This is a genomic window from Rhodococcus rhodnii NBRC 100604 (assembly GCF_001894925.1).
In the GTDB taxonomy this organism is placed as follows: domain Bacteria; phylum Actinomycetota; class Actinomycetes; order Mycobacteriales; family Mycobacteriaceae; genus Rhodococcus_F; species Rhodococcus_F rhodnii.
Map to the genome: position 1 here is coordinate 365,050 of NZ_BCXD01000001.1, position 14,212 is coordinate 379,261.

Annotated in this window: 14 protein-coding genes; 12 read left to right on the forward strand and 2 right to left on the reverse strand. The window is 68.1% G+C overall.

The features are described 5' to 3' along the window. Positions 1 to 155: 155 nt before the first annotated feature. Together RR1_RS01710 and aceA are read right to left on the reverse strand one after the other, a co-directional pair. Positions 156 to 1,052 carry a 3-hydroxybutyryl-CoA dehydrogenase gene (locus tag RR1_RS01710; RefSeq protein ID WP_010838025.1) on the reverse strand — a complete coding sequence of 299 codons (897 nt, stop codon included), beginning with the start codon at positions 1,050 to 1,052 and terminating at the stop codon, positions 156 to 158. A 166-nt stretch (positions 1,053 to 1,218) separates the two neighbouring features. Then, entirely contained in the window at positions 1,219 to 2,508 is a 1,290-nt protein-coding gene (gene aceA, locus RR1_RS01715) for an isocitrate lyase (RefSeq protein WP_040772956.1), read from the reverse strand. A gap of 477 nt (positions 2,509 to 2,985) precedes the next feature. Between aceA and RR1_RS01720 the strand changes: the two genes are divergently transcribed. From RR1_RS01720 to RR1_RS01775, 12 genes are all read left to right on the forward strand, one after another. Next, positions 2,986 to 3,273, forward strand: a complete 288-nt coding sequence (locus RR1_RS01720; RefSeq protein ID WP_010838028.1) for an FmdB family zinc ribbon protein — start codon at positions 2,986 to 2,988, stop codon at positions 3,271 to 3,273. 38 nt (positions 3,274 to 3,311) lie between these two features. Further along, positions 3,312 to 4,574, forward strand: coding sequence for a formamidase (fmdA, locus tag RR1_RS01725; protein ID WP_010838029.1), 1,263 nt, complete (start codon positions 3,312 to 3,314; stop codon positions 4,572 to 4,574). Between the two features lie 27 nt (positions 4,575 to 4,601). Beyond that, positions 4,602 to 5,486 (forward strand): hypothetical protein, encoded by an 885-nt coding sequence (locus RR1_RS01730; protein ID WP_010838030.1) that lies wholly within the window; start codon positions 4,602 to 4,604, stop codon positions 5,484 to 5,486. Positions 5,487 to 5,548: 62 nt separating this feature from the next. Beyond that, the gene (gene ramB / locus RR1_RS01735) at positions 5,549 to 6,961 is read left to right on the forward strand and encodes an acetate metabolism transcriptional regulator RamB (RefSeq protein WP_010838031.1); all 1,413 of its coding nucleotides are present in this window, start codon (positions 5,549 to 5,551) and stop codon (positions 6,959 to 6,961) included. Positions 6,962 to 7,222: 261 nt separating this feature from the next. After that, complete coding sequence (gene urtA / locus RR1_RS01740; RefSeq protein WP_010838032.1) at positions 7,223 to 8,479, forward strand: urea ABC transporter substrate-binding protein; 1,257 nt, start codon at positions 7,223 to 7,225, stop codon at positions 8,477 to 8,479. Between the two features lie 52 nt (positions 8,480 to 8,531). Beyond that, the gene (gene urtB, locus RR1_RS01745; protein WP_010838033.1) at positions 8,532 to 9,416 is read left to right on the forward strand and encodes an urea ABC transporter permease subunit UrtB; all 885 of its coding nucleotides are present in this window, start codon (positions 8,532 to 8,534) and stop codon (positions 9,414 to 9,416) included. Between the two features lie 11 nt (positions 9,417 to 9,427). Continuing rightward, entirely contained in the window at positions 9,428 to 10,585 is a 1,158-nt protein-coding gene (gene urtC, locus RR1_RS01750) for an urea ABC transporter permease subunit UrtC (RefSeq protein WP_051111146.1), read from the forward strand. Beyond that, complete coding sequence (gene urtD, locus RR1_RS01755; protein ID WP_010838035.1) at positions 10,582 to 11,439, forward strand: urea ABC transporter ATP-binding protein UrtD; 858 nt, start codon at positions 10,582 to 10,584, stop codon at positions 11,437 to 11,439. Before urtC ends, urtD begins: the two co-directional genes overlap by 4 nt. After that, the gene (gene urtE / locus RR1_RS01760; protein WP_010838036.1) at positions 11,439 to 12,152 is read left to right on the forward strand and encodes an urea ABC transporter ATP-binding subunit UrtE; all 714 of its coding nucleotides are present in this window, start codon (positions 11,439 to 11,441) and stop codon (positions 12,150 to 12,152) included. The genes urtD and urtE overlap by 1 nt, the downstream gene beginning before the upstream one ends. A gap of 32 nt (positions 12,153 to 12,184) precedes the next feature. Beyond that, a complete protein-coding gene (locus tag RR1_RS01765; protein ID WP_040772973.1) occupies positions 12,185 to 12,883 on the forward strand; it encodes a GntR family transcriptional regulator in 699 nt (232 codons plus the stop codon). Between the two features lie 73 nt (positions 12,884 to 12,956). Next, the gene (locus tag RR1_RS01770) at positions 12,957 to 13,520 is read left to right on the forward strand and encodes a carboxymuconolactone decarboxylase family protein (RefSeq protein WP_010838038.1); all 564 of its coding nucleotides are present in this window, start codon (positions 12,957 to 12,959) and stop codon (positions 13,518 to 13,520) included. Between the two features lie 110 nt (positions 13,521 to 13,630). Continuing rightward, positions 13,631 to 14,020, forward strand: a complete 390-nt coding sequence (locus RR1_RS01775) for a hypothetical protein (RefSeq protein ID WP_010838039.1) — start codon at positions 13,631 to 13,633, stop codon at positions 14,018 to 14,020. Positions 14,021 to 14,212: the final 192 nt, after the last annotated feature.

The window sequence follows — 14,212 nt, forward strand, 5'->3', positions numbered from 1 at the left end:
GGCTGTCGACCTTTCGGGGAGGACGGACCGATCATCACCCCTTGTCTCATCACCCCTTGCCCCTGTGCCGCAATGTCACATCGTGCGCATCGAGCGCAAACGATGTGACATTGCGCCGCACGGGGAGGGGGGCGGGGTGCCTACGGGCAGGCGGCTCAGCTGGCTTTCTTGGCGGTACGGCCGTTCTCGCCGTACTCGTAGAAGCCCGCACCGGACTTCTTGCCCACGAGTCCTGCCTCGACCATGCGCAGCAGCAGCGGCGGCGCCGAGTACAGCGGTTCCTTGAACTCCTCGTACATCGAGTCGGCGATCGACTTCACGGTGTCGAGGCCGACGAGGTCGGTCAGTGCGAGCGGGCCCATCGGATGCGCGAGGCCGAGCACGGTCGCCTTGTCGATGTCCTCCTTCGTCGCGAAGCCGGACTCGACCATGCGGATCGCCGAGAGCAGGTACGGCACGAGCAGTGCGTTGACGACGAATCCGGAGCGGTCGGCGGAGTGCACCACCTGCTTGCCGAGGACGTCGCTCGCGAACAGCTCGGCGCGCTCGCTCACGGCCTTGCTCGTCTTGAGGGTCGTGACGAGTTCGACGAGCGGGAGCACGGGCACCGGGTTGAAGAAGTGCATGCCGATGACGCGCTCGGGCTTGGTGGTCGCGATGCCGAGCTTCATGATCGGGATCGACGACGTGTTGGAGGCGAGCACGGCGTTCGGGTCGGTGACGACGCCGTCGAGCTCGCTGAAGATGTCGCTCTTGACCTTCTCGTCCTCGACGACGGCCTCGACGACGAGCTGACGGTCGGCGAAGTCGCCGAGGTCGGTGGTGAAGCGGAGCCGCCAGGCCGCCTGCTCACGCTCGCGCTCGGTGATCTTTCCGCTGCTGACGCCGCGATCGAGCGAGCGGAGGATGCGCGAGCGTCCTGCCGCGGAGAGTTCGCGCGTGCGCTCGTACACAAGAACGTCGACGTGTGCGCGTGCGCAGACCTCGGCGATACCGGCGCCCATCTGACCTGCGCCGATCACGCCGACGCGCTGAATCTTCTCGCTGGTCACGTCAGCTCCTCCTCAGGGAAACGTGCATCGGGGAAACGTGCATCGGGGAAACGTGCAACTACTCGTGGTCGTGCTGGTGGTACGACACGGGGGAGAGACCCGCGTGGATCTCTCCCCCGTTCGGTCCGCCCGGCCGTGGGCCGGGGGTGACGAAGAACCGTCGTTCCTAGTGGAACTGGCCTTCCTCGGTGGAGCCCTTCAGTGCAGCCGTCGAGGTGTTGGGGTCGACGGTGGTGGCGATGCTGTCGAAGTAGCCGGCGCCGACCTCACGCTGGTGCTTGACGGCGGTGAAGCCACGCTCTGCGGCAGCCTTGAACTCGCGCTCCTGCAGGTCGACGAAGGCCGTCATGCCCTCGCGGGCGTAGCCGTGCGCCAGGTCGAACATGCCGTAGTTGAGCGAATGGAAGCCGGCCAGCGTGATGAACTGGAACTTGAAGCCCATCGCGCCGAGCTCCTTCTGGAACTTCGCGATCGTCGCGTCGTCCAGGTGCGCCTTCCAGTTGAAGGACGGGGAGCAGTTGTACGCGAGCAGCTGGTCGGGGAACTCGCTGCGCACGGACTCGGCGAACTTCTTGGCGACCTCGAGGTCCGGAACGCCGGTCTCCATCCAGATGAGATCGGAGTACGGGGCGTAGGCCTTCGCACGGGCGATGCAGGGCTCGATGCCGTTCTTGACGCCGTAGAAGCCCTCGGCCGTACGGGTGCCGTCGAGGAACTCGCGGTCACGCTCGTCGACGTCCGACGTGATGAGGGTTGCGGCCTCGGCGTCGGTACGGGCGATGACGACGGTGGGGACGTCGGCGACGTCGGCCGCGAGGCGAGCCGAGGTCAGGGTGCGGATGTGCTGCTGGGTGGGGATGAGCACCTTGCCACCGAGGTGGCCGCACTTCTTCTCCGACGCGAGCTGGTCCTCCCAGTGCGAGCCGGCGACGCCGGCCGCGATCATGGCCTTCTGCAGCTCGTAGACGTTGAGGGCGCCGCCGAAGCCGGCCTCACCGTCGGCGACGATCGGGGCGAGCCAGTTGTCGACGGAGGTGTCACCCTCGACCTTGGCGATCTCGTCGGCGCGCAGGAGCGCGTTGTTGATGCGACGGACGACCTGCGGCACCGAGTTCGCCGGGTACAGCGACTGGTCCGGGTAGGTGTGGCCCGAGAGGTTCGCGTCACCGGCGACCTGCCAGCCGGAGAGGTAGATGGCCTTGAGGCCCGCGCGGACCTGCTGGACGGCCTGGTTGCCCGTGAGTGCGCCGAGCGAGTTGATGTAGTCCTCGTTGTTGACGAGGTCCCACAGGATCTCGGAGCCGCGACGCGCGAGCGTGGCCTCTTCGACGACGGTGCCCTGGAGCTTCACGACCTGATCGGCGGTGTAGTTGCGGGTGATGCCCTTCCAGCGCGGGTTGGTGTCCCAATCCTGCTGGATCTCGGCTGCGGTCCTCGGTGTGCCGGTGGTCGACATCAAGACTCCACTTCTCGTTGTATATCGGAGCGCCGGGGCGATGTGAGCAGTACGTCCGTACGACTTCGCATCGTTGCCAGGCTCCGTGTCGGTACTCGTCGAGAATGACACACCGAAAAAGGGCCGTCTAGCAGTTGCTAATGCCAACCTTCGCTAGCTTTTCGGGCACCGTTGCAAAGATTGCGAAGGTTCTGGCGTCAGTCGCGCCCGAGGTGCCGGGGCCGATATTACCGACGAGTACATGTTCACCCTGTTCACGGCCCGATACCGCCGCACGGGCCCCGGCCCCACGGGCATCGCCGCCGATACGCGACCGGACGGCCGAATGCGACGAAACGACCGAAAGTGATGTCCCTCACGCTACTGTCGGTTCACGAGCGCTCGCGCTGCGTGCCCGGCGGGCCTCGGATACGTTCCGGTCACGGGAGCGGACCCCGCCCGACCGGTGGCCGCACGGGAGACGGACGAGGAAACACGTTGCCGCTGTACGAATTCCACTGCCAGGATTGCGGGCCGATCGAGCGCCACCATCCGATGGCGACGGTGCCGGACGACGAGCCGTGCCCCGAGTGCGGCGAATCGATGCGCCGGCGCGTCGGAGCACCCGCACTCGGCCGGATCGGCTCTCCCGCGATGCGCGCACTCGACGACGCCGCCCGCAGCGCGCACGAACCTGCCGTCGTGAACTCCCTTCCGGGCTCGCCCCGCACGCGCCGCACGCCGCGATCGGCCGACCCGCGCCATCGAAAGCTCCCCCGCCCGTGAGTGCCACCCGCTGAGAGCAACCCCTCGAAGGAGCCGTCATGCCCGAACTGGTGTTCCCACTGGACTCGACCAAGAAGTTCACCGATCAGGAGATCGTCGGCCACAACCGCTGGCATCCCGACATCCCGGCGGCGGTCACCGTGAAGCCGGGCGACGAGTTCCGCGTGCACTGCCGGGAGTGGTTCGACGGCGCGATCCACAACGACGACTCCGCCGACGACATCCTGAACGCCCCGCTGAGCACCGTCCACACGCTCTCGGGTCCGTTCGCGATCGAGGGCGCGAAGCCGGGCGACCTGCTCGTCGTCGACATCCTCGACGTCGGCCCGATTCCGCAGGAGGACTCGGGTCCGCTCGCCGGTCAGGGCTGGGGCTACACCGGCATCTTCTCGCGCGGCAACGGCGGTGGATTCCTCACCGACCAGTTCCCCGACGCCTACAAGGCGATCTGGGACTTCTCCGGTCAGACCACGACGTCGCGCCACGTCCCCGGCGTGAAGTTCACCGGCATCGTGCACCCCGGCCTCATGGGCACCGCGCCGTCCGCGGAACTGCTCGCGCGCTGGAACGCCCGCGAGGGTGCGCTCATCGCGACCGATCCCGACCGCACTCCGCCGCTCGCGCTTCCCCCGCTGCCGCAGGACGCCGTCCTCGGTTCGCTCACCGGTGCCGAGTTCGACCGCGCCGCCGCCGAGGCGGCGCGGACGGCGCCGCCACGCGAGAACGGCGGCAACCAGGACATCAAGAACCTCACCAAGGGCACCCGCGTCTTCTATCCGGTGTTCGTCGACGGCGCGAACCTCTCGGTCGGCGATCTCCACTTCTCGCAGGGCGACGGCGAGATCACCTTCTGCGGCGCGATCGAGATGGGCGGGTTCATCGACCTGCGCGTCGATCTCATCAAGGGCGGGATGGAGACCTACGGCGTGAGCGAGAACGCCATCTTCATGCCCGGCAACACCGACCCCCAGTACTCCGAGTGGCTCGCGTTCTCGGGCACGTCGGTGACGCTCGACGGCGAGCAGCGCTATCTCGACTCGCATCTGTCGTACCAGCGGGCGTGCCTGCACGCGATCGACTACCTCACGAAGTTCGGCTACTCCCCCGAGCAGGCGTATCTGCTGCTGGGGTCGGCGCCGATCGAGGGCCGCCTGTCGGGTGTCGTCGACATCCCCAACTCGTGCTCGACGGTGTATCTGCCCACCGCGATCTTCGACTTCCCCGTCGCGCCGTCCGCCGACGGCCCGCACCGCATCGATCCCGGCATCGGCGCACCCAGGTCCGAGAACACCGGGGGGTGAGGTCGCCGGCCGCGGCTGCTCGATACCATGAGCGGTCACAGCGCAGTCGCGGCCGTCGACTCCGAGGGGGATCTCGTGAACCAGCCGTACCCGCAGCCCCGGTCGTTTCCGGAGCAGCAGCCCCCGCCCTCGCCGCAGCGCGGTGGCCCGCGCCGGATCGTCCTCGTGGCGCTCGTGGTCGTCGCGGTGATCGCCGCCGGGACGTGGATCGGGGTGTCCTTCGCCTCGGACCGCGACGCCGGTGTGGACTCCAGCGCGTACGAGTCCGCGTCGTCGCCCGCCGAACGGCTCGAGGCGGCGATGGACATCATGATCGACTCGGGGCCGATGCGGATCACGATCACCTCCGGGTCCGCCGCCGGTGAGGTCCAGGTCGACTACGGCTCGCGGCAGGCGCATCTCGTTCTGCCCGACGACACCTTCGGATCGTTCGAGTACCTCATGACGGGCGAGGACGTCCTGCTTCGGTTCGGCAGCGCCGCACTCGGCGCCGAGGCCGACACGTGGTACCGCGCCGCGAGCGACGATCCCGGGCCGTTCGCCGCGATGGTCAACTCGTTCGATCCGGACTACCTCAAGGCAGCGGTCACCGGCGCACGTGGCGTCGAGACGGACGGGACCGAGACGGTCGACGGCGTGACGACGACGCGCTACGTCGTCACCCCCGACAACGAGGCGCTCGTGGACGAGACGCTCGCGCAGATGGGTGACCTGGCGGTGCTCGACGACCCGTCGCTGCGTGCTCAGGTGCTGGCGTCGATGCCCACGACGATGACGTACTCGGTCGACGACGACGGCCGCATCCGGTTGCTCGAGAACGGCGGCGAGGAGCATCGGTACCACGATTTCGGGGCGCCGCTCGAGCTCCCGGACGTCGATCCCGCGACGGTGCAGGAGTTCCCCGGCTTCTGACCGGATGTGAAGGCTGTTAACAGCTGGTTGCTAACCCACCGGCACGCTTCTAGCCTGGACACATGGCCAAGACGTACGTGGGTGCGCGCCTGCGTCAGCTGCGCGCGGAACGGGGCATGAGCCAGGCTGCGCTGGCGAAGAGCCTCGAGATCTCGGCGAGCTATCTCAACCAGATCGAGCACGACGTCCGCCCGCTGACGGTGCCGGTGCTGCTGCGCATCAGCGAGGTGTTCGGCGTCGACACGTCGTTCTTCTCGTCGCAGGACGAGACGCGGCTCGTGGCGGAGATGCGCGAGCTGGCTCTCGACGAGGAGATCGGCGTCGAGTCGGACACGCAGGAGATCGCGGAGATGGTGGCCGCGCATCCACGGATCGCGAAGGCGATGGTCGGGATGTACCGCCGCTACCGCAACACGCGGTCGCAGCTCGCCGCGGCGACCGAGGAGCGGTTCAGCGACGGCAGCGGCAGCGGCGCGATCACGATGCCGCACGAGGAAGTGCGCGACTACTTCTATCAGCGGCAGAACTACATCCACGAGCTCGACGCCGCGGCCGAGGACCTCACCGCGAAGATGCGGTTCCACCGCGGCGACGTCGGCGGCGAGATCGCCAAACGCCTCGAGACGGTGCACGACGTCCAGATCGTGCGGCGCATCGATCTCGGCGAGAACGTCCTCCACCGCTACGACGCCGCGAACCGCGTCCTCGAGATCTCGCCGCGGCTCTCGCGGGGTCAGCAGATCTTCAAGTTCGCGTCCGAGCTCGCGTTGCTGGAGTTCGGCGATCTCGTCGACGAGCTCGTGGCGGAGGGGAAGTTCGCGTCCGAGGATTCGGTGAAGCTCGCCCGTCTCGGCCTGGCGAGCTACTTCGCGGCGGCGACGGTGCTGCCGTACACGCAGTTCCACGAGGTCGCCGAGGACTTCCGTTACGACATCGAGCGACTGTCGGCGTTCTACGCGGTGAGCTACGAGACGATCTGTCACCGGCTCTCGACGCTGCAACGCCCGAAGCTGCGCGGTGTGCCGTTCATGTTCGTCCGCGTCGACCGCGCGGGAAACATGTCGAAGCGGCAGTCCGCCACGGGTTTCCACTTCTCGACGAGCGGCGGCACGTGCCCGCTGTGGAAAGTGTACGAGACGTTCTCGTATCCCGGCAAGATCATGACTCAGCTCGCCCAGATGCCCGACGGCAAGCGGTATCTGTGGGTCGCGCGCACCGTCGAGCGACGCGCGCAACGCTACGGCCAGCCGGGCAAGACGTTCGCGATCGGCCTCGGATGCGAACTGCGCCATGCGCATCGGCTCGTGTACAGCGACGGCCTGGACCTCGACGACGCGAACCGCGGCACCCCGATCGGTGCGGGCTGCCGCGTGTGCGAGCGAATCAACTGTCCGCAGCGCGCCTTTCCCCCGTTGGGCAAGGACCTCGACATCAACGAACACCGTAGTTCGGTCTCGCCGTACGTCATCCGCTGACGTCCGCTCCGCGATTCTGCACCCCTACCGTCGTTCTGCACCCCTTTCGGCTGCCCGAAAGGGGTGCAGAACAGCATCAGGGGTGCAGAACGGCGGGGGCGGGTTCACACGGCCGTAATCTTCGACACGAACTTCTTACGCGGAGTCATTCCTGCGCAACAACGGTTCTCTACTCTTCGGGCCACCGAATACAGCGTTGTATACGCAGCGGCGTACATGCCGCGTCGGTCTGTGGTTTCCCTGATACGGAAAGGCTCGTTCATGCGCACCTTCTCCAAGCGCGCCCTCGCGGCACCCGCGGCGCTCGTCGCCGTCGGAATGGTCCTCTCGGCGTGCGGCTCCCGCGCCGACGGCGCCGACACCGCCGCCGCGAACGGCACCTCCTGCGTCGACACCTCCGGCGACACGATCAAGGTCGGTTCGCTCAACTCCCTGTCGGGGACGATGGCGATCTCCGAGGTCACCGTGCGCGACTCGATCGCACTCGCCGTCGAGCAGATCAACGCCGAGGGCGGCGTCCTCGGCAAGCAGATCCAGGTCGTGGGCGAGGACGGGGCGTCCGAGCCGACGGTCTTCGCGGAGAAGGCCGAGAAGCTCATCTCCGCCGACTGCGTGGCAGCAGTGTTCGGCGGCTGGACGTCGTCGAGCCGTAAGGCGATGCTGCCGATCTTCGAGGACCACAACTCGCTGCTCTACTACCCCGTGCAGTACGAGGGCCTCGAGTCGTCGCCCAACATCTTCTACTCGGGCGCGACCACCAACCAGCAGATCGTGCCCGCCCTCGACTACCTCGAGGAGCAGGGCGTGACGTCGCTGTACCTCGTCGGCAGCGACTACGTCTTCCCGCAGACGGCGAACCGCATCATCAAGGCGTACGCGGAGGCCAACGGCATCGAGATCAAGGGCGAGGACTACACGCCGCTCGGCTCCACCGACTTCTCGACGATCGTCAACAAGGTCCGCACCGCCGACGCCGACGCCGTGTTCAACACGCTCAACGGCGATTCCAACGTCGCGTTCTTCCGTGAGTACCGCAACGTGGGCCTCACCGCCGAGGAGATGCCCGTCGTCTCGGTGTCCATCGCGGAGGAAGAGGTCGGCGGTATCGGTGTGCAGAACATCGAGGGCCAGCTGACGGCGTGGAACTACTACCAGACCGTCGATTCTCCCGAGAACACCACCTTCGTCGAGGCGTACAAGGCGAAGTACGGCGAGAACAAGCCGACGTCGGATCCGATGGAGGCCGCGTACACCTCGGTGTGGCTGTGGAAGAACACCGTCGAGAAGGCCGGCTCGTTCGACGTCGAGGACGTCAAGGAGAACGCGGGCGGCGTCAGCTTCGACGCGCCGGAGGGCACCGTCACGATCGACGGTGAGAACAACCACATCACCAAGACCGCCCGCATCGGCGAGATTCGCGGCGACGGACTGATCCACACCGTGTGGGACTCCGGTGACCCGATCGAGCCCGACCCGTACCTCGAGGGCTACGACTGGGCGCAGGGCCTCGGTAGCTGATCCCCGGTGGACGACACCGACGAGCACGGTTCGCGAGAAAGGACACACATCGATGGATGTGGTGATCGCACAGCTCTTCACGGGACTGAGCATCGGCTCGATCCTGCTGCTCGCCGCCCTGGGTCTGTCGCTGACCTTCGGGCAGATGGGCGTCATCAACATGGCGCACGGCGAGTTCATCATGGCCGGCTGCTACACGGCTTTCGTTGTGCAGCAGATCATGTCGAGCGCGACAGGGTCACTGTTCGTGTCGTTGCTCGTCGGTTTCGTCGTGGGTGGCGCGATGGGCGCGCTGCTCGAGACGACTCTCGTACGGCGCATGTACCACCGACCACTGGACACCCTGCTGGTGACGTTCGGCGTCGGCCTGATACTCCAGCAGCTGGCACGCGACATCTTCGGCGCACCCGCCGTCAACGTCGTGTCCCCCGACTGGCTCGGCGGCGGTGTGGAGATCCTCGGCGCGGTCGTGCCGCGCACCCGGATCTTCATCCTCGTGCTCGCCGTGCTGTGTGTCGTCGCACTCGCCGTCGCACTCAAGGCGACGCCGATGGGACGACGGATCAGGGCCGTCGTGCAGAACCGTGATCTCGCGGAGACGAGCGGAATCTCGAGCCGCCGCACCGACATCACGACGTTCTTCATCGGCTCCGGGCTCGCCGGCGTCGCGGGCGTCGCGCTGACGCTCATCGGGTCCACGAGCCCGACGATCGGCCAGGCCTATCTCGTCGACGCCTTCCTGGTCGTCGTGATCGGCGGTCTCGGACAGCTCAAGGGCACCGTGATCGCGGCCGTCGCGCTCGGCATCCTCAACTCCTTCATCGAGTACTCGACGACCGCGTCGATCGCGAAGGTGATCGTCTTCGTGATCATCGTGATCTTCCTCCAGGCCCGGCCGCAGGGTCTGTTCGCCGTCAAGACGAGGAGCCTCGTATGACCGAGAACAGCATGACAACGGGCTTCGGAAACGTCTCCGGCCCAGGGATTCTCGGAAACTCGCGGGTCCGGGTCTGGGGCGGATTCGCACTCGCGGCGATCGTGCTCTTCGCGGTCGCTCCCGCAGTCCTCAGCGATTTCCGGCTGAGCCTGCTCGGCAAGTTCCTGTGCTTCGCGATCGTCGCGGTCGGCATCGGCCTCGCATGGGGCCGCGGCGGCATGCTCACGCTCGGGCAGGGCGTCTTCTTCGGCCTCGGCGCGTACATCATGGCGATGCATCTCAAGATCGCCGACGCAGAACTCCGCGGCGACAGCGTCCCGGACTTCATGCAGATAGCGGGAATCCGTGAACTGCCGGGCTACTGGGTGCCGTTCACCTCCCCGGTCGTGGCGATCCTCGGCATCCTGCTGCTGCCGGGCCTCGTCGCACTGCTGCTCGGCCTGGGCGTCTTCAAGCGCCGGGTCAAGGGCGCGTACTTCGCCATCCTCAGCCAGGCGCTGGCGGCGGCGTTCGCGATCCTGCTCGTCGGCCAGCAGTCGACCGGTGGATCCAACGGGCTCAACCGATTCCGGACGTTCTTCGGATTCAACCTGAACGACCCCGCCAACAAGCTGATGCTCTACTTCATCGCTGCGGGCGTCCTTCTCGCCGTCGTGGCGCTGACCCGTCAGCTGATGTACTCGCGGTACGGCGAGCTGCTCGTCGCCGTCCGCGACCAGGAGGAGCGCGTCCGCTTCCTCGGCTACGACCCCGCGAACGTCAAGCTCGTCGCGTACGTCGCGGCGGCGTTCTTCGCCGGTATCGCCGGTGCGCTGTTCGTGCCGATCGTGGGCATCATCTCGCCCGCCGACGTGGGCGTCGTCCCCTCGATCGCGTTCCTCATCGGCGTCGCGATCGGCGGCCGGGCAACGCTTCTCGGTCCCGTCCTCGGCGCGATCGGGGTCGCCTGGGCGCAGAGTGCGTTCTCCGAGACCTTCCCCTCGGGCTGGACGTACGCACAGGGCCTGCTGTTCGTGGTCGTCGTCGGGTTCTTCCCGGCCGGTATCGCGGGCGTGCTCGTCCTGCTGCGCCGGCGCCGCGCGAGCGCCGAAGGCACCCGTCCGACGCCGGACCGGCCGGAGCCGGACGACGACAGCGAGATCGACGAGCGGGCGGAGGCGACCCGATGATCCACCTTCCCGACGGCAGCGGCCGTACCCCGGCGCGCGGCGGCAATGCCGGAATGTCGAGCGAATACCTCGAAATCCGGGATCTGCGTGTGACGTTCGACGGATTCAAGGCCGTCGACGGTGTGAACATGACGCTCATGCAGGGCGATCTGCGATTTCTCATCGGCCCCAACGGCGCCGGTAAGACGACGCTGGTCGACGCGATCACGGGCCTCGTGCCCGCGACGGGTTCGGTCACCAAGTCCGGCGTGGAACTGCTCGGGATGAAGGTGCACAGGATCGCCCGGCTCGGCGTGGGCCGGACGTTCCAGACCGCGAGCGTGTTCGAGGACCTCACCGTCCTGCAGAATCTCGACATCGCGGCGGGCGCGCACCGCGGCCCGCTGACGCTGCTGCGGCGCCGCAAGGAGGTGCTGCCCGGCATCGAGGAGGCGCTCGAGATCACCGGCCTCGGCCGGCATCGCGACGCGAAGGCGGGTGTTCTCGCTCACGGCCAGAAGCAGTGGCTCGAGATCGGGATGCTCCTCGTCCAGAACTCGTCGGTCCTGCTCCTCGACGAGCCGGTCGCCGGCATGAGCAGCGAGGAGCGCGAGGAGACCGGAAACCTGTTGCGCCGCATCGGCGGTGAGCGAACGGTCGTCGTCGTCGAGCACGACATGGACTTCATGCGTGCCTTCGCGACGTCGGTCACGGTGCTGCACGCGGGCCGCGTACTGTCGGAAGGGTCCGTCGCCGAGGTCCAGGCCGATCCGAAGGTCCAGGAGGTCTACCTCGGAACGGCGGCCGCCGGCGAGCACGACATCGACTCGGCCGCGGCACCATCCGGTGAGGCCACCACGGAGGGAGATCGCTGATGCTCGAACTGTCCGACGTCCGTGCCGGATACGGCCGCAGCGAAGTTATTCACGGTGTGTCGCTCACCGTTCCGTCCGACGGCGTCGTCGCCGTGATGGGACACAACGGCGCCGGCAAGACGACGCTGCTGCGTGCCACGGTCGGCCTCGTCAAGACGAATTCCGGGACGGTGCGATTCGAGGGCGAGGACATCACGTCGCTGCGTCCGTCGGCGCGCGTCGCCCGCGGCCTCGCGTACGTCCCGCAGGGTCAGCAGTCCTTCGGCCAGCTCACCACCCAGGAGAATCTCCAGGTCGTCGCGGACGGCCGCAAGAACGGGCGTGCGCTGATCAAGGAGGTGCTCGACCTCTTCCCCGCCCTCACGAGCCTGATGAACCGCCGCGCCGGCCTGCTCTCGGGCGGCCAGCGGCAGCAGCTCGCCATCGCGCGCGCCCTCATCACGAGCCCGAAGATGCTCATCCTCGACGAACCGACCGAGGGCATCCAGCCGTCGGTGGTCGCCGAGATCGAGCGCACGATCCTCGAACTCACGCGACGCGGCGGACTCGGCGTGCTGCTGGTCGAGCAGCACATCGGCTTCGCGCTCGAATCCGCGGAACGCTACTACGTTCTCGAAGCGGGACGGGTGACGTCGACCGGATCGGGTGGCGCGGGTGCCGACGTCGACATCGACTCCGTCGTCTCCGACGTGCGCGCCGCGATGACGATCTGACCGGCCGCGCCGATCGAGTGAGCGCCGAGACGATGCCGCGACGCAGGAGCGCCGCCCCACTCGCCGAACAGGTGTACCGCGCGCTGCGCACCGACCTCATGTCGGGTCTGCTCGACCCCCGGCAACGGCTCGGCGAGGAGCGACTCGGTGAGCTCTACGGCGTCTCACGCACCCCGGTGCGCGAGGCGCTGGCGCGCCTGCTCGCCGATGGGCTGGTGCAGCGCGAGGTGGACGGGCTCTACCCGTATCGCCCGCGCGTCGAGGATCTCGCGGACCTGTACGAGTTGCGCACGACGCTCGAGGTGCGCGGGATCGACCGCGTCCTCGAGGACCCACGCCGCCGGTACGACCTCGAGCCGATCGAGGCGGAACTCGAACGGTGGGTGGCGCTCCGCCGCGACCCACCCGCCCCGGACGCCGGCTTCGTGACGGTCGACGAGCAGTTCCACGTCGCGCTGCTCGCGGCATCGGGCAATGCGGCGCTCGCGACGGCGCTCGAACAGGTCAACGTGCGGGTGCGCCCCGTCCAGATGTTCGACTACGCGACGACGCGCCGCATGCGCGAGACGATCGACGATCACATCGCGATCGGCGAGTTCCTCGTCGCGGGCGATCTCGCGGCGGCACGTGCGGCACTCGTGACACACATCGACGAGGCGCGCGACACCGTCGTCGAACGTGCCGAGCAGGCGCTGTCGCTCGCGCACATGGCGTCGCGGCTGCGCGGCTGACCGGCGGCGCGCCGCGGGGACGGGACGCGCCTGCGCCGCATAGGCTGTGCGCCACCCGATCAGGAGGTGCCCCGTGCCCGACGAGCGCCTGTCCGAAGCGCACCAGCCCCGCGTTCGTCCGGGCCGGTTCGCCGAACTCGGTCCCGTCAACTGGGTGCTGTGGCGGATCCTGTCGTTCGGTGCCGGTGTCCCGGACGCACACCTGTTCAGCACGCTCGGCCGCACGCGCGGACTGTTCCGGGGGTGGCTCCACCTGTCGGCGCGACTCATGCCGTTCGGCCGGCTCCCCCGCCTCGACACCGAACTCGTCATCCTGCGCGTCGCGCACGTGCGGTCGTGCGAGTACGAGCGGCGGCATCACGAGCGGCTCGGGCGCAGGGCGGGCGTGACCCGCGAACTCGCCCGGCGCGTCACGGACGGGCCCGACGCGCCGGGGTGGTCGGACCGTCATCGCGCGCTGCTGCACGCGACCGATGCGCTCGTGACCCGGCGGACGCTCACCGACGACGAATGGGCGGCACTCGCCGACCATCTGCCGCCGCGCGAAGCCGTCGAGTTCTGTCTACTCGTGACGCAGTACGACGGCCTCGCGACCACGATCACCGCGCTGCGGATCGCACCGGACCGAGACGAGTGAATGCGCCCCGACCAGGCGTGACAGCGGTCGTCCCCGCCCAACTCGAACCCCCGCGTCGTCCCCGCGGCATACAGTGGAGGGACACGGCGGACCCGAGCGGAAGGGACGAGATGACGGACGATCCGAACACCCGCGACCGGAACACTCGCGACGCCGAGAAGCGCTGGGACGACCCCGCCACGGCGTCCCGTGCCACGAAGTTCGGCGCGAGCTTCCTCGTCGCGGCGCTGCTGGTGCTCGTGGTCGGCGCGGTGCTCGCCGCGACGGGTTCGGACACCTGCCCCGACACGGGCAGCGCGGTGTGCCACGAGCCGGCGCGCACGATCCTCGCGATCGGTCCCACGATCGTGCTCCTCGTCGGAGCACTGTGGGCATTCGTACTGGCATACCGCACGTGGCGGGCCGGTGGCCGCTGGGCGATCTGGCAGGCCTGCGCCTGGGTACTCATGGTCTGCACACTGATGTACGCCGGACTCGCGACGGGAATCCTGCTGAGCTGACGGCGCAGGAGGCGCTGACGGGGCGCAGGTGCCGGCGGCTCAGGACGCGCGCAGTGAGGCCAGCGCGGTGTCGAACGAATCGGCGCAGGGGAACAGCCCGCGCTGGCGCACGACACGCAGCATCCGGAAGACCGCGCGGTTGGTCGCGATGACCCACGAGCGGCCGCGGTCGCGCACCGCGAGATCCACCGC